This window comes from Mesorhizobium sp. C120A, assembly GCF_030323105.1.
Taxonomy (GTDB): domain Bacteria; phylum Pseudomonadota; class Alphaproteobacteria; order Rhizobiales; family Rhizobiaceae; genus Mesorhizobium.
In genome coordinates, this window is the sequence record NZ_CP100476.1 from 1,340,886 (window position 1) to 1,362,832 (window position 21,947).

General features: G+C 62.5%; 26 protein-coding genes. 14 read left to right on the forward strand and 12 right to left on the reverse strand.

Going from position 1 to position 21,947, the window contains the following annotated elements; all coding sequences use genetic code 11:
• The first annotated feature begins 13 nt into the window (after positions 1-13).
• The 3 genes from NL532_RS06625 to NL532_RS06635 all read left to right on the forward strand — a co-directional run bounded on the left by NL532_RS06625 (position 14) and on the right by NL532_RS06635 (position 3,943).
• Positions 14-1,330, forward strand: coding sequence for a sugar ABC transporter permease (locus NL532_RS06625; RefSeq protein ID WP_023828382.1), 1,317 nt, complete (start codon positions 14-16; stop codon positions 1,328-1,330).
• Between the two features lie 12 nt (positions 1,331-1,342).
• A complete protein-coding gene (locus NL532_RS06630; RefSeq protein ID WP_023683966.1) occupies positions 1,343-2,140 on the forward strand; it encodes an ATP-binding cassette domain-containing protein in 798 nt (265 codons plus the stop codon).
• A gap of 156 nt (positions 2,141-2,296) precedes the next feature.
• Entirely contained in the window at positions 2,297-3,943 is a 1,647-nt protein-coding gene (locus tag NL532_RS06635) for a CHASE domain-containing protein (protein ID WP_023670103.1), read from the forward strand.
• 39 nt (positions 3,944-3,982) lie between these two features.
• Here the strand turns inward: NL532_RS06635 and NL532_RS06640 are convergent, their stop codons facing one another.
• The 6 genes from NL532_RS06640 to NL532_RS06665 form a co-directional block, all read right to left on the reverse strand.
• Entirely contained in the window at positions 3,983-4,225 is a 243-nt protein-coding gene (locus tag NL532_RS06640; RefSeq protein ID WP_023670102.1) for a YMGG-like glycine zipper-containing protein, read from the reverse strand.
• Positions 4,226-4,307: 82 nt separating this feature from the next.
• Positions 4,308-4,634 (reverse strand): hypothetical protein, encoded by a 327-nt coding sequence (locus NL532_RS06645; protein ID WP_023670101.1) that lies wholly within the window; start codon positions 4,632-4,634, stop codon positions 4,308-4,310.
• 142 nt (positions 4,635-4,776) lie between these two features.
• The gene (locus NL532_RS06650; RefSeq protein ID WP_023670100.1) at positions 4,777-4,953 is read right to left on the reverse strand and encodes a hypothetical protein; all 177 of its coding nucleotides are present in this window, start codon (positions 4,951-4,953) and stop codon (positions 4,777-4,779) included.
• Between the two features lie 129 nt (positions 4,954-5,082).
• Positions 5,083-6,117 (reverse strand): sensor histidine kinase, encoded by a 1,035-nt coding sequence (locus NL532_RS06655; RefSeq protein ID WP_023670099.1) that lies wholly within the window; start codon positions 6,115-6,117, stop codon positions 5,083-5,085.
• A gap of 156 nt (positions 6,118-6,273) precedes the next feature.
• The gene (locus NL532_RS06660) at positions 6,274-6,441 is read right to left on the reverse strand and encodes a DUF1328 domain-containing protein (protein ID WP_023670098.1); all 168 of its coding nucleotides are present in this window, start codon (positions 6,439-6,441) and stop codon (positions 6,274-6,276) included.
• 220 nt (positions 6,442-6,661) lie between these two features.
• The gene (locus tag NL532_RS06665; RefSeq protein ID WP_023828383.1) at positions 6,662-7,450 is read right to left on the reverse strand and encodes a response regulator; all 789 of its coding nucleotides are present in this window, start codon (positions 7,448-7,450) and stop codon (positions 6,662-6,664) included.
• 212 nt (positions 7,451-7,662) lie between these two features.
• Here NL532_RS06665 and NL532_RS06670 point away from each other — a divergent pair, with 212 nt between their 5' ends.
• On the forward strand, positions 7,663-7,866 hold the full coding sequence (locus NL532_RS06670; RefSeq protein ID WP_023670096.1) for a NepR family anti-sigma factor: 204 nt from the start codon (positions 7,663-7,665) through the stop codon (positions 7,864-7,866).
• 3 nt (positions 7,867-7,869) lie between these two features.
• On the forward strand, positions 7,870-8,421 hold the full coding sequence (locus NL532_RS06675; RefSeq protein ID WP_023670095.1) for a sigma-70 family RNA polymerase sigma factor: 552 nt from the start codon (positions 7,870-7,872) through the stop codon (positions 8,419-8,421).
• A 56-nt stretch (positions 8,422-8,477) separates the two neighbouring features.
• Here NL532_RS06675 and NL532_RS06680 read toward each other — a convergent pair whose 3' ends face one another.
• A complete protein-coding gene (locus NL532_RS06680) occupies positions 8,478-8,795 on the reverse strand; it encodes a response regulator (protein ID WP_050485906.1) in 318 nt (105 codons plus the stop codon).
• Between the two features lie 339 nt (positions 8,796-9,134).
• Between NL532_RS06680 and NL532_RS06685 the strand changes: the two genes are divergently transcribed.
• The 3 genes from NL532_RS06685 to NL532_RS06695 all read left to right on the forward strand — a co-directional run bounded on the left by NL532_RS06685 (position 9,135) and on the right by NL532_RS06695 (position 10,820).
• Positions 9,135-9,896, forward strand: coding sequence for a Crp/Fnr family transcriptional regulator (locus NL532_RS06685; RefSeq protein ID WP_023670093.1), 762 nt, complete (start codon positions 9,135-9,137; stop codon positions 9,894-9,896).
• Between the two features lie 124 nt (positions 9,897-10,020).
• The gene (locus tag NL532_RS06690) at positions 10,021-10,347 is read left to right on the forward strand and encodes an ElaB/YgaM/YqjD family protein (protein WP_023670092.1); all 327 of its coding nucleotides are present in this window, start codon (positions 10,021-10,023) and stop codon (positions 10,345-10,347) included.
• An 11-nt stretch (positions 10,348-10,358) separates the two neighbouring features.
• Positions 10,359-10,820 (forward strand): hypothetical protein, encoded by a 462-nt coding sequence (locus tag NL532_RS06695; RefSeq protein ID WP_023828384.1) that lies wholly within the window; start codon positions 10,359-10,361, stop codon positions 10,818-10,820.
• Positions 10,821-10,983: 163 nt separating this feature from the next.
• On the opposite strand, the gene NL532_RS06700 is transcribed toward NL532_RS06695, so the two are convergent.
• A complete protein-coding gene (locus NL532_RS06700; protein ID WP_502882002.1) occupies positions 10,984-12,504 on the reverse strand; it encodes a sensor histidine kinase in 1,521 nt (506 codons plus the stop codon).
• 166 nt (positions 12,505-12,670) lie between these two features.
• On the opposite strand from NL532_RS06700, the gene NL532_RS06705 reads away from it, so the two are divergent.
• On the forward strand, positions 12,671-12,898 hold the full coding sequence (locus NL532_RS06705; protein ID WP_023706301.1) for a hypothetical protein: 228 nt from the start codon (positions 12,671-12,673) through the stop codon (positions 12,896-12,898).
• Positions 12,899-12,924: 26 nt separating this feature from the next.
• Here NL532_RS06705 and NL532_RS06710 read toward each other — a convergent pair whose 3' ends face one another.
• Positions 12,925-13,845, reverse strand: coding sequence for a diacylglycerol/lipid kinase family protein (locus NL532_RS06710; RefSeq protein ID WP_023696423.1), 921 nt, complete (start codon positions 13,843-13,845; stop codon positions 12,925-12,927).
• A gap of 258 nt (positions 13,846-14,103) precedes the next feature.
• Between NL532_RS06710 and NL532_RS06715 the strand changes: the two genes are divergently transcribed.
• Positions 14,104-15,408 carry a PRC-barrel domain-containing protein gene (locus tag NL532_RS06715; protein ID WP_023708587.1) on the forward strand — a complete coding sequence of 435 codons (1,305 nt, stop codon included), beginning with the start codon at positions 14,104-14,106 and terminating at the stop codon, positions 15,406-15,408.
• 97 nt (positions 15,409-15,505) lie between these two features.
• On the opposite strand, the gene NL532_RS06720 is transcribed toward NL532_RS06715, so the two are convergent.
• Positions 15,506-17,044 (reverse strand): alkaline phosphatase family protein, encoded by a 1,539-nt coding sequence (locus tag NL532_RS06720; RefSeq protein ID WP_031197104.1) that lies wholly within the window; start codon positions 17,042-17,044, stop codon positions 15,506-15,508.
• 216 nt (positions 17,045-17,260) lie between these two features.
• Between NL532_RS06720 and NL532_RS06725 the strand changes: the two genes are divergently transcribed.
• The 4 genes from NL532_RS06725 to NL532_RS06740 all read left to right on the forward strand — a co-directional run bounded on the left by NL532_RS06725 (position 17,261) and on the right by NL532_RS06740 (position 20,430).
• Positions 17,261-18,193 carry a VOC family protein gene (locus NL532_RS06725; protein ID WP_023724468.1) on the forward strand — a complete coding sequence of 311 codons (933 nt, stop codon included), beginning with the start codon at positions 17,261-17,263 and terminating at the stop codon, positions 18,191-18,193.
• Between the two features lie 4 nt (positions 18,194-18,197).
• On the forward strand, positions 18,198-18,830 hold the full coding sequence (locus NL532_RS06730; RefSeq protein ID WP_023683957.1) for an alpha/beta hydrolase: 633 nt from the start codon (positions 18,198-18,200) through the stop codon (positions 18,828-18,830).
• Entirely contained in the window at positions 18,823-19,122 is a 300-nt protein-coding gene (locus NL532_RS06735; protein WP_023683956.1) for a GNAT family N-acetyltransferase, read from the forward strand. The genes NL532_RS06730 and NL532_RS06735 overlap by 8 nt, the downstream gene beginning before the upstream one ends.
• Before the next feature lie 249 nt (positions 19,123-19,371).
• Complete coding sequence (locus NL532_RS06740; protein WP_023690114.1) at positions 19,372-20,430, forward strand: dipeptidase; 1,059 nt, start codon at positions 19,372-19,374, stop codon at positions 20,428-20,430.
• 3 nt (positions 20,431-20,433) lie between these two features.
• On the opposite strand, the gene NL532_RS06745 is transcribed toward NL532_RS06740, so the two are convergent.
• Together NL532_RS06745 and NL532_RS06750 are read right to left on the reverse strand one after the other, a co-directional pair.
• Positions 20,434-20,679 carry a hypothetical protein gene (locus NL532_RS06745; protein WP_023690115.1) on the reverse strand — a complete coding sequence of 82 codons (246 nt, stop codon included), beginning with the start codon at positions 20,677-20,679 and terminating at the stop codon, positions 20,434-20,436.
• Positions 20,680-20,681: 2 nt separating this feature from the next.
• On the reverse strand, positions 20,682-21,908 hold the full coding sequence (locus NL532_RS06750; RefSeq protein ID WP_023690116.1) for an aminomethyl transferase family protein: 1,227 nt from the start codon (positions 21,906-21,908) through the stop codon (positions 20,682-20,684).
• Positions 21,909-21,947 lie beyond the last annotated feature (39 nt).

Here is a 21,947-nt window from a genome sequence, read left to right on the forward strand (position 1 = left end):
GCTGGAGGACATCATGACCGACACGACCTCAAATCCGCAGGCCGATACGGCACGAGCGTCTGAACTCGGCGCGGTCGCCCGGTTCCTGAAAGCGACCGAGCTCGACACGCGCATGCTCGGCATGGTCGGCGCGCTGCTGGTCATCTGGGTCGGCATACATATCCTGTCGGGTGGGCTTTTCCTGACGCCGCGCAATCTTTGGAACCTGTCGGTGCAGACGTCCTCGGTCGCGATCATGGCGACCGGCATGGTACTGGTCATCGTCATGCGCAACATCGACCTTTCGGTGGGCTCCGTCGAAGGCGTGATCGGCATGATCATGGGCGTGGCACAGGCCGAATTCCTGATTCGCGTCATCGGCTTCCAGCTTGGAAACCCCTGGCTCTGGGTCGTCGCGCTTGCCGCCGGCGTGGTGCTTGGTCTGCTGATCGGCGCGTTCCAGGGCTTCATCATCGCCTATATGCAGGTTCCGGCCTTCATCGTGACGCTTGGTGGCCTGCTGGTCTGGCGTGGCATGGCATGGCTCATCACCAGCGGGCGCACGGTCGCGCCACTCGACGCCACCTTCCAGCTGATGGGCGGCGGACCACGCGGCTCGATTGGCGCCGCTGCCAGCTGGATCGTCGGCATCGTCGCCTGCGCGGCGGTCGCCTTCGCGCTGCTCAACGGTCGCTCACAGCGCAAGCGCTTCAGCTTTCCACTGCGCCCCGTCTGGGCCGAGACCTTGCTTGGCGTGGTCACTTGCGCGGCCATGCTCGGCGCCGTGTGGATCGCCAATTCCTATCCATGGCCGATCGGCATCGTGCGCCAGTACGCACAGCAGAACGGCATCACCGTTCCCGAAGGCGGGCTGTTCATCGCGCATGGCATCGCCATACCGGTGCTAATGGCGGTGATTGTCGGCATCATCATGACGTTCATCACCAAGCGCACGCGTTTCGGCCGCTATGTCTTCGCCATCGGGGGCAATCCGGAGGCAGCGGAACTCGCCGGCATCAACACGCGCTGGGTGACCATGAAGGTGTTCATGATCATGGGTGTGCTGGCTGCAATCAGCGCGGCGATCTCGTCGGCCCGTCTCAATGCGTCAACCAATGCGCTGGGCACACTGGACGAGCTTTTGGTGATCGCGGCCGCTGTCATCGGCGGCACGTCGCTCGCGGGCGGCGCCGGAACGGTGATGGGCGCCATGCTCGGCGCGCTACTGATGCAGTCGCTGCAATCCGGCATGGTGCTGCTCGGCATCGACTCGCCGCTGCAGAGCATTGTCGTTGGCGCTGTCCTGGTCATCGCCGTCTGGCTCGACACCGTCTACCGCAAGCGCGTCTAGGGAGGAACGATTATGGAAAAAACTGCTCCCACCGGTACGCCACTGATCGACATGCGCAACATCTCGATCGCGTTCGGTGGCATTCGCGCCGTCGACGATGCGTCCATCGATCTTTTCCCGGGCGAAGTGGTGGCGCTGCTTGGCCACAACGGCGCCGGTAAGTCGACGCTGATCAAGATCCTGTCGGGCGCCTACAAGCGCGATGCCGGCCAGATCTTGGTCAACGGCCAGGAGGCCTCGATCTCCAATCCGCGCGACGCCAAGAAATACGGCATCGAAACGATCTACCAGACGCTTGCGCTGGCCGACAATGTCGACGCTGCCGCCAACCTCTTCCTCGGCCGCGAACTGATGACCGCGTGGGGGACACTCGACGATGTCGCCATGGAGGCCGAGGCGCGCAAGGTGATGGGCCGGCTCAATCCGCGCTTCCAGCGCTTCAAGGAGCCCGTGATCAAGCTATCGGGCGGCCAGCGCCAGTCGGTGGCGATCGCACGCGCCATCCTGTTCAACGCCCGCATCCTGATCATGGACGAACCGACGGCCGCGCTTGGGCCGCAGGAGACGGCGCAGGTCGGCGAACTGGTAAAGCAGCTCAAGGCCGACGGCATCGGCATTTTCCTGATCAGCCACGACATTCACGACGTGTTCGAGCTTGCCGACCGGGTCTGCGTAATGAAGAACGGCCAGGTCGTCGGCACCGCGCTCACCACCGATGTGACGCAGGACGAAGTGCTCGGCATGATCATCCTGGGAAAGTGCCCGCCCGGCGCCATTCCCGGTCCGGGTGCGCTGAAGATCGCGGCCTGAGACCACGCTATCGTCAGCTGTCATGTTCACTGATGCTCGAGATCGATAAGCCGGCTAAATATGCATGATATGCCAGCTGTCATTATGGCTTGGCCGCGCCATTGTCTTGCCGCGGCGACTTGCCCATAAAGGTCCCGAACCGTCCATGGGCCTGCGTTGAAGAAGTTTTTCCCGATCCTTGCCTTCATTGCCGTTGCACTGATCAGCCTGACGATGGCGGGCTTCGCCTATTTCGCGACCCAGGAAGCGGCGCGCATCAAGTTCGAGGCGACGGCCGACGACGCGCTCAACCGCATCGAAAGCCGTATCGATCTGCATCTGTCACTGCTGCGCTCGACGCAGGCGCTGTTCGACGCCCGCAATGGCGAGATTTCAGGTAGCGAATTCAAGGCCTTCTTCAGCGCCCTCGATGTCGATAACAATTTCGCCGGCCTGCGCGGCATCGGCTATCTCAGGCTGGCCAAGACCGGTGACGAAGCGGCGGTCGAGCGCGACATGTTGCGCGACCGCGGCGCCGCCCACACGGTCTATCCGGACACGACACAGCCATGGCGCACGCCCGTCGTGCTGTTCGAGCCGCTCGACCCTGCCAACGAATCCACCATCGGCTACGACATGTTCACCGAGCCGGTGCGGCGCGAGGCGATCGAAAAAGCGATGGCCGATGACGCACAGCACGCAAGCGGTCTGGTCCAGCTCGGCCAGGACACTGGCGCGGCGCAGACCTTTACCGGTTTCCTGGTCTTCGTCAGGCTCAATGTCGAAACCGCGCCGGATGGTATCAATGCGTCCAGATCATCGACATCAGGCCTTCTCTACGCGGCCTTCCGCGCCCGCGACCTGTTCCAGACCGCGCTCAGCCGCACGCCTTTGCTGCCGGTCAACACCGCGGTCTATGACGGCACGGCCGACGCCGACAATCTTCTGTTCCAGTCGGAAACGCCGCCGGTTGCGAGCTTTGGCGACAGGCTGTTGGTGACGCGCAAGATCATCGTCGCCGGTCGGCCGTGGACGGTGCTGTTCCGGCCGACAAGTGCATTTTCGCAACCGTCCTCGCGCGCCATTCCGGTCATGCTCGGGCTGTTCGGCCTGCTTCTGGCCGGGGCCATCGCGTTGGTGGCGCGCTACCAGGAGCGCGCCTACGACGCCAAGTCGCTGCTGCATGAAACGACGGAAAAAAGCCTGCTCGAAAAGGATTTGATGCTGCAGGAGATGAAGCATCGGATCAAGAATTCGATCACGCGGGTGCTGGCGATTGCGCGCCAGACGGCAGCGCAAGCAACCGACGTGAAGGAGTTCTCAACTTCCTTCTCAGCCCGCCTGCAGGCAATGGCGGCTTCCCAGGATATGCTGACGCGTTCGCGCTGGCAGAAGGCCGATCTTGGCGACCTGCTGCGCATCGAGCTCGGCCAGGTGTTCGGCAAGGAGCTTCCGGAAGGGATATTGTCAGGGCCTCAGGTGCTGCTCGACGAGAGGACGACGCAGGCGCTTGGCCTGACCTTTCACGAACTGGCGACGAATGCGCTGAAATATGGCGAGGCCGGCAATTCCGTGGGTGCGCTCAAGGTCGACTGGTCGTTCGAGGGGCGCGGGTCCGAGCGGATGCTGGTTCTGAACTGGCGCGAGGCCGGGCAGAAGGAACTCGAAGCGCCGGCGAAGACCGGCTTCGGCACCAAGCTGATCGACCTCAATGTCACGCGCGAATTGCGCGGCACGATTGCCCGAGATTTTCGCATCGATGGGCTTACGGTGGAAATCAGGATCCCGCAGCCTGATGCAGTCAAACAAACGGAGACCGGCTGACCGGTCTCCGTCGCGATTGTCTGACGCTTTTGAAGCGGATCAGCAGCGAGCGGTGTAGAGCCGGCCGCGATTGTCGCGATACTGGCAATAGCCGTTGCGCAGGTTGCGCACCAGCAGGCCGGAACCGGCGCCAACGGCTGCGCCGATCAGCGCACCCTTGCCGCCGCCGATCAGTCCGCCGGCCAAAGCACCGACACCGGCGCCGACACCGACATCCTGCTCGGTCGTGCTGCAGCCGCTGACGGCGACCACCGCAACCATGGCAATAATCAATTTCCGCATAGAATCTCTCCTCACTTTGTCCTCACTTTAGTAAGCTCCAGCCGCTATTTAGCACGAAACAGCAGCCTTTGCCCGCTCGATCTTATTGTTGGCTAAGAGAGTCTTTTTCGCGGCGCGTGGCGTTCGACGCGACCACGACACTGGAAATCTGCAAAGACGCGTCGAGGGTGCCGTCCGGGCGCACGTTCCAGACGATCTGGTCGTAATCATCCTCCAGCGCGGGGTCGACCGTAAGACATTTGGCAACGACGTGCTCGGCCTGACCCTGCACGTCGCCGGCAGCGAATGGACGTTCTGCCGTGCATGCTTCGGCGGTTTCGAAAACACTGACCGGCACCGGCAGTTCACGACATTCGGTCATGTTGTTCGAACAGCCAATTACCAAAAGCAAAGCGGCGATGTGTTCCACGGCGATACGTCCTCTCGCCATAAGAACGGTCCACAGCCGTCAAAGTTCCTGTGCCGAAAGGGGCGTTAATAATTGGTCGGCTACGAGCTGGACAGCTTCTGAGCCAGGCTGCTTGGGAGCAGCGTGAACCTGAGCATCTGGCTCAGGCCAATTGCGACGCCACGATCAGCACAACAGCGGCGACGAGCGCGACAGCGGCGACGCGAAGCAAGGGATGCCAGGCGTGCTGCAAAGGCGAGGCTGAAGCGTCAGGATCCTGAAAGCCGCTCATGGACACCCGGGCGGCCTGCTCCAGCCTGTTCATATCGGCAACCGTCATGATCATTCCTCCCATACTCGCGTTGCAGGCTGCGGCCGAAACATCGGTTGAATCGGTCAAGATCCAGCAATCTCTGGGAACCACAGCATCGGATTTTATGGTGAACAGCCGGTTAAGGAATCCCGCCGCTCATTCGGTTTCGAAATTGCCGTGCGGAACGACGAGGCGATATTCGAGGCGGTCACTGGTGATCTCCAGCGTCGCCGTGCCGTTCAGCGATGCCGGCACGACACGTTCGAGGGCAACGCTGCCGAAGCGTTTCTCGGTGCGCCTGTTATCATTGGCGACAATGGCCTCGACCCAGGTCAGCGACAAAGCCGGCTTGTCTGCGGCCTCTGCGACGTTCGACAGATCGGCGGTTACCTCGACAAAGCCGTCCGGCCGCGCCAGGGCGCCGTAGCTGAATGAATTGACGGCGAGTTCGTGCATTGCCAGTCCAATATGAATGGCCGCGTTGGGATTGAGGTAGGGGTTGACGCCATTGAAGCGCAGGCTCTGCGCGGGATCGGCGCCGTAGCGAACGACCTGGCCGCGGATAAGCTCGCGAAGTGCTGCACCCCGCCAGTTCGACGACGTTACCAGATCCTGGGAGGAAGCCAGTGACTGCAGGCGGCCGCGAAAGCGCTTCAGGAAATCGTCGGGTGTCTCGGAATAGCGGCCGGTCTGGGTGGCAATACTCTGGATGATGGCCAACAGGTTCTTGGAGCGGTGGCTGACTTCGCGCAACAGCGTCTTCAGCGTCTGTTCGCGGCGTTTCTGCTCGGTGGTTTCCACCATCGTGGTGACGACGCCCTGCACGTCGCCGCGATGGCCCCGATCGGCATCGACCCATACCTGGAACCAGCGCATGCCATCACCGGTGGGAACACTCAGTTCAAGGCGTTCCGGATTGCCGGAAGCGATCACATTGCTTTTGGCGGCGGCGATTTGCTCAGCTTGCGCCGGTGGCAACGCGCCGTTGCTGTCGGCTGTGTCGGAAACCCACGGCGCACGCATGTTGCGGGCCCATACAGTCTTTAATTCACGATCCTGATAGAGGACGGAAATGCCGGCATTGTGCAGAGCGTGAAGCAAGGCCCGGCCAAGCTGCATTCCGCTTTCAGCCGGGTGCAGTGCGATCACCTCGTCGCCCTGTCCGCTCTCGCCTCCGCCAATGGAACGCATCAATCACCTGTCCACCTGATCAGGACCGAACGATCACTCAGTTCCTGAGTAGGTCCCCAGAAAAGGTCCGCCGGACGATGTCCCGTTGGAGGACATCGCCCGGCGGTGGCTGGAAACCGTTTGAGGGGTGCGGCTTCCAGTGTTCTTCGCCCGCTCCTACGATGCCCGTCTGAACAGGCCGGCCAGAAGCGAGATGACGAGGAAGGCGAGAAAGATGAAGAACAATATTTGCGCGATACCGGCCGAGGTACCGGCGATGCCGCCGAAACCAAGCGCGCCGGCGATGATCGCCACGACGAGAAATACGAGCGCCCAGTAGAGCATGATCTGTCTCCTTCCGATACTGGATCAAGAACGTGAGTGATTGCTGTTTGTTCCACCATTTGCCGAAAAAGAAGGTCTTTGGAAGAGGCCCGGACGCGAATTGATTCGCGCGCGTGAGCGCCATACGGCGCGACGGGCAGCCGCCGATCGCCGGGTTAGGCGATCGCCAGTGCCGCCAACGCTGCGAGGCGGCGAAAAGTTGGAGATTGAAGGCCCTACTTCACGCGGCGGCCTTGGCCTGCCGGTCGAAGAACAGCGCTTGGCTGATCAGCGCCTTGACCATGTCGGGATTGAACGGCTTGGTGACGAGGAAGGCCGGTTCAGGCCGCTCGCCGGTCAGCAGACGTTCGGGGAAGGCGGTGATGAAGATTACCGGCACCGAAGTCGACGACAGGATTTCGTTGACCGCATCGATACCCGAGCTGCCATCGGCAAGCTGAATGTCGGCCAGCACCATCTTCGGCCTTGTCTTGCCGAACATCGCCACCGCCTCGGTATGGGTGCGCGCGGTTCCGACCACGTGGTGGCCGAGGCTCTCGACCATTTCCTCGATGTCCATGGCGATCAGCGGCTCGTCCTCGATGATCAGCACATCGGTCGCCACCTGGCGAGAGATCTCGTTGCTCGCCTGGGCAAGCAGTTCGGAGAATTCCTTGGCGTCGACATCGAGAATTTCAGCTGCCTCGTCTTCACCGAAGCCTTCGACCGCGACCAGCAGGAAAGCCTGGCGTGGCCGTGGCGCAATGGCGTTCAGATTGGCGGCGGCGCGCTGCTCCCATGCCGATTGCTCCTGCGGAACGCGGATGGCAATGGAGGTGAACAGTTTGGCGAATACCTTGTAGAGCGCGATGCGGTCGCTTGACGCTTGCGGGAAGATGTCGACGTCGGCGATGATGGCTTCGAGCATCGCGGCGACCAGCGCATCGCCACTCTCCTGCGATCCGGATACGGCGCGTGAAAAGCGGCGCAGGAACGGCAGGTGCGGAGCGATGGTTGCGGAAAGGCTCATGGTAGACGTCTCCCTCAGATGACGTGATTGCATAGATTGCAGGTCAAGCTGATTGCAAGCCCCAACACCCAAACGCGGGTTTTGCGAAAAAGTTCCGACACTTGTGGAACGAAACTGCACGGGCGACGTTTGTGGTGCGATGGGCAACCAGACGAGGGGGCCGCTTTGCGTTGTGTAATGGGGCGGCTCGGGGCGCTGGATTTAAGGGCGAAATGAAGGACATGAATAAAGAAACGCTGGCTGGCGCCGCTGACAGGCGCCGGGCCAATTCCGGCGACCCGCTCGGGGCGAATTCGGAAATTGGCCGTAAACTCAAACAGTATTATGACGAGCTGGTCTCGGACAATGTGCCGGATCGCTTTGCCCAGTTGCTCAGCCAACTGGAAAAGGCCGAACCCGCACAGAAGAAGGACTGAGGCATGGCAGCTGTCTCACAAGGGTTCAAGACCGACCTGCTCGGCTCGATCCCGAGCCTGCGGGCTTTTGCCGTGTCGCTGACGCAGAATGCCGACAAGGCCGACGATCTGGTGCAGGAGACGCTGGTCAAGGCTTGGGACAAGCATGAGAGCTTTCAGCCCGGCACCAATCTCAAGGCATGGCTGTTCACCATCCTGCGCAACGAGTTCTATTCCCAGATGCGCAAGCGCGGCCGCGAGGTGCAGGACAGCGACGGCATCATGACGGCCAGGCTTGCCGTTCATCCGGCTCAGCACGGCCAGCTTGACCTCAAGGATTTCCGCGGCGCGCTCGAGCAACTCCCCGAGGACCAGCGCGAAGCCATCATCCTCATCGGCGCTTCAGGCTTTTCCTATGAAGAGGCCGCCGAAATCTGCGGCTGTGCGGTCGGAACGATCAAGAGCCGGGTCAGCCGGGCCCGCACGCGGTTGCAGGAGATCCTCAAAATCTCCGGCGAAGACGAATACGGGCCGGACGCGATCTCGTCCCAGGTGACGGGTTCAAACGCTGCCTGACGGCGGAGGCCCCGTTTGCGGGCCTGGGCTCTCTACACATACGCATCGAAGATATCTCAGACTGGCGCGCGGCCGCAGGCCGCCGCCAGAGCCTCGACGAGATCGGTCCCCGAATAGGGCTTGGTGACCAGGCGGATGCCGGGAAAAGACCCTTTGATCTCATCGGGGTCCGAATAGCCGGAGGCAAAGACAAACGGCAGGCCCGATTGGCGCAGCCGCGCGGCGAAATCGAGTGTGGACGTTCCGCCCAGCATGAGGTCCACGATAGCGGCGTCGAACTCGCCAACGACCTTCTGCTCATCGATCTCGGCCAGAGCGCGGGCAATCACTACGTCGTTCGCGCCATGGTCGCGGCAAAGCTGCTCGACATCCATGGCGATCAGGAATTCATCCTCCAAGACAAGAATTCGCAATCCCTCAAGCAATGGCGGCACTTGGCAATCTCTCCTCAATTCTTGCAGCATCGGGTACCGTGACTCCAGTCAACCGCATCGTGGACCTTGGGGGATCGGTCAGGCCTTAATCCGAAAAGTTCGCCCACCGGCTCTACTCCACAAGCGAGCTTCGAATTCGCCTCAGTGGAGTGTAGCGAGTCATGATCGCTATTTGCCATCCTGTCATTTAAAAAAGACATGCCATCGGCAGCGGAACCGCGGCCTTGCAAAGGCGTAGCACTCAGTCTCTGGCAAGAGACTTTCGAAAGAGGGATCGAAATGTCTGGCCAGAATGGTCGTTCGTTTTCCAGCCGTCAGTACCCATGCGAGATCTGCCCGCTTCGGCCATTGCCGGTGTTCCGGGAATTCGAGAAGCAGGAGCTTGCCTATGTCAGCATGTTCAAGAAGGGCGAACTGGCCGTCGACAAGGGCGCCACAGTGCTGGTCGAAGGCAGCCAAAGTGCTCATCTCTACACCGTGCTTTCGGGCTGGGCCTTCCGCTACAAACTATTGTCGGACGGCAGGCGCCAGATCCTGAACTACTCCATGCCCGGCGATCTTATCGGGCTGCAGGGCAGCCTGATGGGCGAAATGCAGCACTCGGTCGAGGCGCTGTCGCCCATGCTGTTGTGCGTCTTCGAGCGTGAAAACCTGCACGAGCTCTACCGCAACCATCCGGGCCTTGCTTACGACATTACCTGGCTGGCGTCGCGCGAGGAGCGCATGCTGGACGAGAACCTGCTCAGCGTCGGTCGGCGCACGGCGGTCGAGCGCACCGCCTATCTCATTGCCTTCATCGCCAGCCGCGCGGCGGCAGTCGGGCTCAACGGCAAGGCGCCGGTGCAAATCCCGATTACCCAGCAGCATGTCGCCGATACGCTCGGCCTGTCGCTGGTCCACACCAACAAGACGATCCGCAAGCTCATCGATCGCAAGCTGATCGCTTGGCGCGACGGCGGTTGCGAAGTGATCGACGGGGAGGGGCTGAAGGATCTCGCGCGCTGGGAGGGCCTAAGCGAAGGCCGTCGGCCGCTGATCTGACAGGCAGGCCTCCATCTGGGGCTGGACTCGCACTTGCAAACACCCTTTCATGGATACGGTCTCCGATTTCGGAACCATGATGTGTGTCGGGCGTTTGAAGCCAAGCAAACGCAAGGAGTTTAGAATGGCAACTGCCGCAGGAAAAACCGCCAACGAAAGTCAGACGAACGCCGACCTCGAGGCCGACATTCGGCAGTTGAAGGCGGATATCGAAAAATTGACCAAGCAATTGGCCAAGACCGGCGAACATGGTTACGGCACGGCGCGGCGCGCTGCTGCCGAAGGCGTCGACCAGTTGCGCGCGCAGGGCGAAGCCGTCTTCGACAGCCTGCGTGGCAACGCCAAGGATCTTGAGGCCCAGATCACGGCCAATGTGCGCGAGAAGCCGGTAACTTCACTGGCGATCGCGGCCGGCGTCGGCTTCCTGTTTGCGCTTCTTGCCCGGCGCTAGTTTCGACAGAGATGGGCATGCTGGCACCGCTTATCTCGGCCTTGGCCTCGGGTGAAGCCATTGCCGCCATGCGCCGCGCGCGCACGGCGGCAATCGTCTATGGGCTCGCCGCCGTGGCTGCCCTGTGCGGCCTCGGGTTTCTCCTGGGGGCGGCCTACATCTGGGCGGCTGACCGTTACGGCTCGATGGCCGCCTGTCTCGGCTTCGCGGCCGGTTTCCTGCTAACGGCCGGGCTTATCGTGCTCATTCATCAACTTGCGGCCGGAACGCGTGCGCGCCGACGTGCGCGAAGGCGCAATGCCGACCTGAAGGCGCTCGGTATCACCGCGGCGCTTGCCGTGCTGCCGGCCTTGCTCAAGGGGAAAGGCGGGAAGGGCGTCATTCTCGGCCCGATGATCGCGCTCGCGGCCTATGCCATCTACCGCGAGAACGTCAAACCGGATCCGGGCGATCCAGACATCGAAGCCGACTAAAGCGCGTCGCGCTGATACGCTGTTCCCGGGAAAACCGCTTCGCACTTCTGGAATCGCTTTTAATGCATGTCGCCCAGAAGTGTGCCGCGGTTCTGGGACAACGACATGCATCAAAACAAAGACTTAAAGCGCGTCATATGAATCCGTTTCAGCGTGACGCGCTTTAAGCCGGCAGATCTTCAAGCGGCATCGATATTTCGGCGAACACGCCTTCGCTGCGGAATTCGTGGGTCACTTCGCTCGATAAAACCTTGGCGAGGCTGCGGCGGATCAGGATAGAGCCGAAGCCCTGGCGTTCCGGCGGGTCGACTTTCGGCCCGCCGCTTTCGCTCCAGGTCAGCACAAGGCGGCGCGCGCCTTTCTTGCCCGCCGCCTTCCAGTCGACATCGACCTTCCCCGAGCCAACCGACAGCGATCCGTATTGCAGCGCGTTGCTGGCCAGTTCGTGCATGATCAGGCCGAGCCCCACCGCCTGGTCGGGCGAAAGCAGCAGCTCCGGACCGGAGATCACGATGCGCGGCCGTTCTGCCGAATCGAACGGCTTCACCTCGATCTGCATCAGTTCGCGAATACCGATGCCGCGCCATTCGCGATCCGACAGCAGGTTATGGGCAGCGCCCAGCGCCTGCAGCCTGGCGCCGAAGGCTTCCAGGAATTCGCTTGGGCGGCGAGCGTGGCGAACGGTCTGTGTGGCCAGCGCCTGCACCGTCGCCAGCGTGTTCTTGACCCGATGGTTGAGCTCGCGCAGCAGCAGCCTTTGCCGGTCCTCGCCGAGCTTGCGTTCCGAGATGTCGTAGTTGACGCCAAAGATCAGCGTCGGCTTGCCTTCGCCGTCGCGCTCGATGACGCGGCCGCGGGTGACTATCCAGCGCGGCGGATCGAAGCCTTTGACCCGGTATTCGCCGAAATAGTCGTCGCTGCCGGTCAGGGCATCGCGAAAGCGCGTCTCGGTCTGGTAGACGTCGCGCGGGTCGATGGCGGCCAGAATGTCGCGCGCCCGCAGCCGGTTCGAACGCGGCAGGTTGAACAGCTCCGACAAACGCACGTCGCATTCGATCATGTCGGTGCGGATATCCCAGGCCCAACTGGCGAGCGAGGCGGCGTCGAGCGCTATGGCTCGGCGCTTTTCCTCCTGCGCCAAAGCAGCCGTGGCAATGGCGCCGCTGCGGGTGGCGTCCTTGAGGGTAAACAGGCTGGCGGCGAGGCTGGCAAGCGATTTCAAATGATCGAGCGCGGCAGCGGACGGAAATTCATGCGGCTCCCGGTCGAGTACGCACACCGTGCCGACGCGCGCGCCGGCGACCACCATCGGCGCGCCGACATAAAAGCGGACATGGTGTTCGCCGGTGACCAGCGGGTTGCGGGAGAAGCGAGGGTCGATGCTGGCATCCGGCACCACCATCGGCTCGTCGCCGGCGGCAATGGTATGGGCGCAGAACGATATGTCGGTCGCGGTTTCGGTCTCGTTGAAGCCGACACAGGATTTGAACCACTGTCGTTCGGTGTCGAGCAGCGTGACGAGCGCGATCGGCGCCTGCATCACGGCGGCGGCAAGGCCGGTGATGCGATCGAAGTCGGGATCGGAGTCGGTGTCGATCGCGTCAAGCCCGTGCAGTACGGCAAGCCGCTCCGGCGCCGCCACGGCGCGGCGGACCTCAACCGGCAAACCAGCCTGCTTCGTCACCTTGCTATCCACCAAGCCCCCTCGCTTGCAGGCCCCACCCGCGGTGGCGCGCACCTTGCGCGGCCGTCGCGCGCCGGAACTTTTGTAGCAAGCAATCGTTACCCCACCATGTTTCGCCGGCGATGGTTTTATCCACCATCCCGGCTGCACGACAGGAACGCCGCCAATGACCAAGATCGCCCCTGAAAACAAAGCCCGTCAGGGGCGCTGGGGTTGGCACGGCCTGCGCATATTGGTCGCCGCGTTGCTCCTGGCTTTCATTGCTTGGGGAGCGGCCGAGATTTATGGCCAAAAGATCGATCCAGATAGCCCTGAAAGCCAGGGGCAGCCCACCGGCCAGACCGCGCCGGCCAACCAGAGCGCGCCAGCCGGCGAGGGGCAGTCGGGCGGCTAGGGTTTTCCTCGTCATTCGTAATCGCATCAGGCGGCCTTTGCCTGGGCGGCTTGCGCCGGAACCAGGACGTTCAGTGCGCCAGGGTGGATCTGGATTGTCGTTTCACGCTCCAGCTTGACCAGTTCGCCGTCGATGACGGCGCCGAATTTCTTGCTCCCTGTATGGATTTTCACGATTGCCTTGTCGGCCTGATGGGTTTCGACATGATCGCTGTCGCGCCACCTGCCTCGAGCCATGTCGAAGAGCGCCCTGACCAACTCGCCACGCTGCCGCGCCACGGTGACATAGATGCCGAGCACGCCGCCGGCAGGATTGTCGGCATAAGGCAGATGGCCTTCGCCAAACAGATTGTTGGAAATGCCGATGCCGCTGATGCGGGTCACGATCTCGGCTTCGCCGACCGTCAACGTCACCTTCATGGCGGGAGGATTGTTGATCGTCGTCCAAGCGGCCTTGGCCGAAGCGCGAATCTTTCCCAGGCGCGAGGCGAATTCCATATTGTCGCGCAGCTTCACCATCCTGGCGTGCAGGCCGATCGAGAACTGATGCACGAACGGCCGGCCATTCGCGCTCGCGATATCGACCGCCATGATCTCGCCGTCGGCAAAGGACTTCAGCGCGCCATCGATGGTCTGCGGAATTCCAAGGCCGCGGGCGAACAGGTTCATTGTTCCTGCAGGCAGGACGGCCAGCGCCTTCTTGCCATTCATCAGCCGCCCCGCGGCGGCCGAAATGGTGCCGTCGCCGCCACCGGCCAGCACGACGTCGATGTCGCGCCGCGCGGCGACCTTGTCGAGCGCCGCGACAATCTCTTTGCCGGCGACGATGTCGATATCGATGGAGTGACCAGCCGCCTCAAGCGTCTGGCGCATGCGGTCGGTTAGCGCGGAAAGATCGGTGGTCCGCAAGGTGCCGCCGTCCCGGTTCAGCACCGCTGCAAATCGCATGCCCCACTCCGTATTCTTTTTAGCGGCCGGAATGCCAGCCGCAGGCTGAAACGGGCAAGCTTGGCAAAGGTTCCATCGGCCGGGCGGGAATGTCGGGCGATTCCGCGGACTTGCCCAGGGTATTTCGATGCTCCCGTTTTTTCGGAACAAGCGCCTTGTCACAACGTTGTGATCCCATTGGAGGCGCCGCCTTCGGTCTCCCGGCAAGTGGTTTGCCGATTGCGGCGCGCATGAGATCACGCAAGAGGAGACTTAATCATGATCCGCACACTGTTCGCGACGACTGCACTCGCAACGCTGATCGCTACCGGTGCGTTTGCGCAGTCAACGACGGCCCCGGCGACGACCCCAGCGCCGGCTGAAGCCCCTGCTACCATCGCGCCGGCGCCGCAACAGGCCGACGGCGCGCTGATGACCAATATCATCGGCGAGTCCGTGTACAATGGCACTGGCGACGATGCGCAGAAGATCGGTGACGTCAGCGACGTCGTCCTCGATGAAAACGGCCAGGCGAAATCCGCCATTATCGGCGTTGGCGGCTTCCTCGGCATAGGCAGCAAGAACGTCGCCTTCGACTACGGCAAGTTGCAATGGGTCGAGAGGAATGGTGACCGCTGGCTCGTCGCCGAGACGACGAAAGAAGCGCTGACGGCGCTGCCCGACTTCGACCGTAAGCCCTACGATCCGGCCTCGGCGCCTGCTTCCACGGCGCAGAACGACCCGCAGAAGCCGGTTGATCTCAACGCCGCGCCGTCAGAACCGGCGGTGAAACGCGCTGACGGCAATCTCGCAACCAACATCATCGGCGAGAATGTCTACAATGGCACTGGCGACGATGCCCAGAATATCGGCGACGTCAACGACATCGTGCTGACCAAGGATGGCAAGGCGCAGTCGCTGGTGATCGGCGTCGGCGGCTTCCTCGGCATGGGTGAAAAGAACGTCACCTATGATTTCGCCAAGGCACGGTGGGCCGAAAAGAACGGCGATCGCTGGCTGGTGGCGCAGACGACCAAGGAGGAACTGCAGGCGCAGCCTGATTTCGACCGCAAGCCCTATGATCCGGCGCCGGTGACGACAACCTCCGACGCAACGCAGCCGACTGCTCCCGCTGCCCCGACGGCCGTTGCACCGGCTGACAATGCTCAGCCAGCGGACAAGACCGCGGAAGCTCCGGCCGGTACAAAAGCCACCGATCCGACGCAAACGGCAGCGATCGACAAGTCCACACTGACCGAAATGCCGGTCGGTAACATCAGAGGCGACGACCTGAAGGGCACCACCGTCTATGGCGCCAACGACGCCAAGGTCGGCGAGATCGGCGACGTCGTGCTCACGCCCGACAGCAAGCCGGATGCCGTCATCATCGATGTCGGCGGCTTTCTAGGCATCGGCGCCAAGGAGGTCGCGGTCGGCATGGACAAGCTCAAATTCATGACCGACAAGGACGGCAACAAATATCTCTACACCAACTTCACCAAGGAGCAGCTGCAGGCGCAGGCTGCGTATGACAAGGGCAGCTATGCCGAGAAGCGCGACCAGCAGCGGATGATGGTACAGTAAGGGAATAGGCAGTAGGGATTGGGCAGTAGGCGAAACCGAGTGACGAGGCAATCAGGCCGCCAGAACATTCTACTGCCTACTGCCTACTGCCTACTGCCTACCACATATCCACCACCCCTTCGTCCGTCAGCTCTGCAAGCGCCAACGACTGGTCAAGATGCTCGGCGCGCCAGGCAAGCAGTCGCTCGGCAAATTCAAGCCGCACGCTGAGATAGGCCGGGTCGGCGGCAACGTTGGCCAGTTCGCCCGGATCCTTCTGCATGTCGAAGAGCAGCGGCGGCAGGCCGCCGCCGAAATGCACGTATTTGAATTTTTCCGTACGGATGACGGCGAGGTTGCACTGGCGCGAGCCGATGCCGAAATGCCGTTCGGCCTCACCGCTGGCAATCGAGCGGAAGTCGAACTCCCAATGCGCCGCGTCGCGCCAATCCTTAGGCGGTTCATCTTGCAGGAACGGTTTTAGCGAGCGGCCGTCGAGATGCAGCTGGGCGTCGGCGTCCAGCAGATCGAGCAAGGTCGGGAAGATGTCGACGGCCTCGGTGAAGTGGTTGACGGTCGAGCCGGCTGCATTGCCGTGACGCGGGTCGCGCACGATCAATGGGATGTGATAGCTGCCGTCGAAGAAGCCGCCTTTGCCCAGCATGAAATGGTCGCCCATCATCTCGGCGTGGTCCGAAGTCAGCACGATGATGGTGTCATCCCATGCATTCGCCGTCTTGATCGCTTGCCAGATGCGGCCAAGCTGCGCGTCGACCTCCGAGATCATGCCGTAATAGATCGCGCGGATGGCCCGGATGTTGTCGTCGCCCCAGTCGCGCACGTGGCCGTCGGTGCCGGGGCGGAAGCTTCTCCGCTTCTGGCGACCAAGGTCGTAAGCCAGATAGGGATGCCTTTGCGCCTCGGCCTGCCAAGTCTCGACATGGCGGAAGGGCGGTCCGTCCGCCGGATCATACAGCGTGTTGTAGGGCCGCGGTACGACAAAGGGCGGATGCGGGCTGATGAAGGAGACATGCGCGAACCATGGCGAATCCTGTTCGTCCAGCCAGCGAATGAATTCGCCGGCAAGAAAAGCGGTCGGCGTCTCGTCCCTGGAATAGACAGGCGGCGCGCTGGTCACGGCGTCGCCCGCTTCCCCGCCTACGGGGCGGTGAATGCCGGGAGAGCCCGCGCTGGTGTCGACGCCACGTGCCTTCAGCCATGACAGCCATGGTTTCTGATGCTCAGGCAGGAACTGGCGAACGCTGAAGCCGGGCAGCACGCCCTCATAGCTTTTCAGCCGGGGATCGCCCGGCGCCATCGTGCGCGGATCGGGCGAGACGTCGGTGTAGCCGAACAAAGTCGGATCATAGCCGAGGGCGCGGGCCGAAAGCGCCATGTTGCCGTGGCGGGCGTCGAGCGGCGTGCCGTTGCGGCAGACGCGATTGTTCATCTGGTAGAGGCCGGTGTAGAGGCACGCGCGGGCCGGCGAGCAGGGCGCCGCGCCGCCGTAATGCCGCATGAAAAGGACGCCTTCGGCGGCGAGCGCATCGGCATTCGGCGTCTTCACCACGGCATGGCCGGCAGCCGACAGGCAATCGCCCCGCCATTGGTCGCAGGAGATCAATAGGATGTTCGGGCGTCTGCTTTTCGCGGCCAATGCTCTATCCTGTCACGTCGGGAAGACGTTCAATGAACCGGAATTTGGCGGCAGCGCAAGCCTGTCAGTCTTGCTTAAATGGTGAACGAAAATTTCCTGCTGTTCACTATTGGGATACAGTCCATTCTGAGTTTGCCGCCTTTGCCATTGCCAGGCGCCCCTCATATAGGCGTGGACAGCGGCAAGAGCCGCAAACCGAAGGGAAGGAGCAAGACAATGCTCGACCAGATCAAGGGCCTGCATCACGTGACGTCGATGGCCGGCGATGCGCGCCAGAACAATAATTTCTTCACGCACAAGCTCGGCCTGCGCCGGGTCAAGAAGACCGTCAACTTCGACGCGCCAGATGTCTATCACCTCTATTATGGTGACGAGCACGGTACGCCCGGCTCGGTGATGACCTATTTTCCGTTCCCGGACATTGCCAGGGGCCGCCATGGCGTCGGGGAAGTCGGTACCACGGCCTATTCGGTGCCGGCCGGCACGCTCGGCTATTGGGAAAAGCGCTTCGCCGATGAAGGCGTTGCGGGTGTCTCCCGCGAAGAGACGTTCGGCGAGAAGCGGCTGGCCTTCGCCGGTCCCGACGGCGACGGTTTCGCGCTGGTCGAAGACAAGGCGGACAGCCGCGCGCCATGGTTGAAAGGCGGCATTCCCGCTGATGAGGCGATACGCGGCTTCCACTCGGTCTCGCTCAGATTGAAGGATGGTGGCGCCACGGAAGAGCTGTTGAAGTTCATGGGCTATGAGCAAGTGGACAAGTCCGGCAGTGTCAGCCGGCTCGCCATCAAGAACGGCAACGGCGCTGATGTCGTCGATATCGAATCGCTTCCTACCGCGGGCTTTGCCAATCTCGGCGCCGGCTCGGTCCACCATGTCGCCTTCGCGGTGGAGAACCGCGCCCAGCAGCTCGAAGTGCGCAAGGCGCTGATCGATACGGGTTATGGCGTGACGCCGGTGATCGACCGCGACTATTTCTGGGCGATCTACTTCCGAACGCCGGGCGGCGTGCTGTTCGAAGTCGCCACCAATGAGCCGGGCTTCGACCGCGACGAGGACACCGCCCATCTCGGCGAAGCCCTGAAACTGCCGACGCAGCACCAGCATCTGCGGCCCTATCTTGAAGAGCATCTGCAGAAGCTGGAAGGCTGAGACGATGAGCAAGGAAGCTTACATCCATAAGGCGCTGCCGGGTTCGCCCGGCGGCCCGCTGCTCTTCGTCTTTCACGGCACCGGCGCGGACGAGAGCCAGCTGCTGTCGCTCGGGCGCGACCTCGCGCCACAGGCGACGATCGTATCGCCGCGCGGCGATGTTTCCGAGCATGGTGCGGCGCGTTTCTTCCGCCGCACCGGCGAGGGCGTCTACGACATGGACGACCTCGCGCGGGCGACCGCCAAGATGGCCGGTTTCATCAAGGCGCAGGTGGCAGCGGCAAGGCCATCTTCGGTCTTGGGTCTCGGCTATTCCAACGGCGCCAACATCCTGGCGTCCGTAATGTTCGCCGCGCCCGAGCTGTTCGATGCGGCGGTGCTGATGCACCCGCTGATCCCGTTCGAACCGCAGGTGCAGGGCAGCCTTGCCGGACGCCGCATCCTGGTCACCGCCGGCAAGCGCGACCCGATCTGCCCGCCCAACCTGACATCCCGGCTGGAGGCCTATTTGCGCGCCAATGGCGCCGATGTCACAGTGGAGTGGCACGATGGCGGCCACGAAATTCGACCAAACGAGATCGAAGCGGCGAGGCGGCTTTTTGCCGATGCGCCGGTTGAAGGAGCAAGCGATGCCTGACGAATTGCCTGAGATCGAACTCGAGGACCGCGGCTCGAAGGGACGTTATGTGCTGCGCGGACCCGGCGGCGCCGAGGCGGAAATGACCTTCACCAAGGTCGGCGAGCACCAGATCATCATCGATCACACCGAAGTGCCGGACGTGTTTCGCGGCCAGGGCGCCGGCCTTCGGCTTGTCACACGCGCCGTCGAGGACGCGCGGGCAGTGGGCAAGAAGATCATCCCGCTCTGCCCCTTCGCCAACGCCCAGTTCCGCCGCCATCCGGAATGGGCGGATGTGCTGAAGCAATAGACCTTTTTCCCTTCTCCCCTTGTGGGGTGAGTTGCCGGTCGCCGAAGGCGAATTCATCGTGCCAGTGGCACGATGAAAGGCCGGCGAACGCCGGGACGCTGCGAAGCAGCGGGGACCCGGCAGGTGGTCGGAGTCGCTCAGCCACAAGAGCGAACGCCTCTCTGGCATTTGCGCAGTTCGGCCTTCTTGCCTAAGTACACAGTTCGCCGCGGTTCGTCCGCTCCTGCCAATTGACCGAATGGCTTCCTAATGACCGAACCCGATCTCGTCCCCGTCTTCGACGGCCACAACGACACGCTGCTGCGACTGTACCAGTCGAAAGACACAGACGTCGAAAAGCTGTTCATCGAGGGGACGCAGGGCGGTCATATAGACCTGCCGCGCGCCAAGAAGGGCGGCTTTGCCGGCGGCATGTTCGCGATCTTTCCACCGCCGGTCGAGAAGAGCAAACGTGCTGCGGTGCCGCCGGCGCCGAGCGACAATGAGCCATTGCCGCCGGAACTGCCGCGCGCTGATGCGCTCAATTCCACCATCGGCATGGCCTCGATCCTGTTTCGGCTGGAGCGCGCGGGCGCGCTGACAGTCTGCCGCAGTGCCGGTGACATTCGCGAGGCGATGGCGAAAGGTTCGATCGCGGCGGTGTTTCATATTGAAGGCGTCGAGGCGATCGATCCCGAACTTACCTTGCTCGACGTGCTCTACGAAGCCGGCCTGCGCTCGCTCGGCATTGTCTGGAGCCGCCCCAACGCCTTCGGCCATGGCGTCCCGTTCCGCTTCCCGTCGTCGCCCGATACTGGACCGGGGCTGACCGATGCCGGCAAGGCGCTGGTCAAGGCCTGCAATCAGCTCAAGATCATGATCGACCTGTCGCATCTCAACGAAAAGGGCTTTCGCGATGTCGCCGCACTCAGCGATGCGCCGCTGGTCGCCACCCATTCGAACGTGCATGCGCTGTGCACCCATTCGCGCAACCTGACGGACTGGCAGCTCGGCGCTATCCGCGAGACCGGCGGCATGGTCGGGCTCAACTTCGCCACCGGCTTCCTGCGTGAAGACGGACGGATGAATTCGGACACTAGCCTCGACATCATGGTGCGCCATGTCGACTCGCTGCTGCAGGCGCTGGGCGAGGACGGCGTCGGTCTCGGCTCCGATTTCGACGGGGCGATGATTCCGGCCGTCATCGGCGACGTTGCCGGTCTGCCGAAGCTGATAGATGCGCTGGCCGCGCGCGGTTTCGGACGCGCGTTGATCGAGAAGATAGCCTATCGCAACTGGCTGAGCGTTCTCGAAAGAACCATAGGCTGAGGCTTAAGCGCCCATGCGCTTCAGCCAATCCTGGCCGCCGCGATCCCTGATCATCGGCAGCGGGTTCTCCCAGTCCAGCCGCGCGCAGATGCGGTAGACTTCCAGCGTCTCGGCGCTCATTTCGCCGCGCTTGTAGAAGTACATGGCGGCGGCATAGCGGGTACGACCCGACCATTTTTCGCCGAGCGGCGTGTTGACCAGCTGCCACTGTTCGGCGGCTTCCGTCTCATCATCCGGTTCGTCGGCCATGATCAGAAATCCGCCGGCGGATTGGCGGTGCGGCGGTCGAGCTTGATGAAAGGACGGGCCACCACCTTGGCCCGCTTCATCAGCTTCTGGTACTGCAACTCGCGCATGGCGTAGATCTCGACCCAGAGGTCTTCCACCATCGTATCACCATAGGGACGCGTCAGCGAGGCGATGGCAATGTTGCGCTTGGCCATCGGCGACCACATGGCGGCGCTGACCAGGCCGACCTCCTGATGCTTCTTGTGATAGACGATGGCGTGTTCGGCCGGGATGTTGCCTTCGATCTCCAACCCGACCAGCACGTAAAGCAGCTTGCGTTTGGCACGGGCTTCGAGGATGGCGCGGCGGCCATTGAAATGGCCTTTTCCCAGGGCGACCATAAAGCCGAGACCGATCTCGTCCGGCATGCGCAGACGGTCGGCGCGAATGGCATGGTCTGCGGTGGTGAAGTCGGCATTGGCGACGATGAGGCCGGCTTCCAGCCGGGCGCGGTTGAGGGCGGCGTAGCCGATGGCGCGGATGCCGCGCAGTTCGCCTGCCGTCATCAGGCGGTCCCAGAGGCTGAGCGCTTTTTCGGCCGGCACGAACAGTTCGTAGCCGAGATCGCCGGTGAAGCCGGTGCGCGAGATGGTGATAGTGCCGCCATCGTGCGGGAACTCGGCGAGATCGAACACTTTGAGTTTTTCAACGCCGGCAAAGCCGGCCTCGCGCAGCACGGCGAAGGAGGTTGGGCCTTGCAGAGCGAGACCAGCGACGCTTTCAGTCTCTTCTTCGACGGTCACTTCGAAACCGATGGCGCTGTCGAGCAGCCAGGGCAGGTGCCGCTCCTGCGAACACAGGCGGAAGCGGGTCGGCGACAGCCGGAACAGCGTGCCGTCATCGAGGACAAAACCTTCGTCGTCGCACCATGCGGTGTAGTGGACGCGGCCGGGTTTCAGCTTGGTGACATCGCGCAGCGTGACGCGATCGAGGAAGGCTTCGGCATCCGGCCCCTCGATGCGGTATTTGGTCATCGGCGAGATGTCGAACAAAGCCGCCTGGCTGCGGATGGCGAAATATTCGAGTTCCTCGTCCCACAGCGAATGCGGCGCGCGATAGCCGGCCCAATTGTACCAGTCCTGAGTTTTGGCCACCGCATCGATGCGCGGCTGGAACGGCGTGCCGAGACGCAAGGTGCGGAAATGGCCCTGCGCTGTGGTGCGGGCGGCGTTGTTGATCGGACTCGTCATGACGACATTCCTTCGCCGTAGAGTGCGGCGTTGACTGGC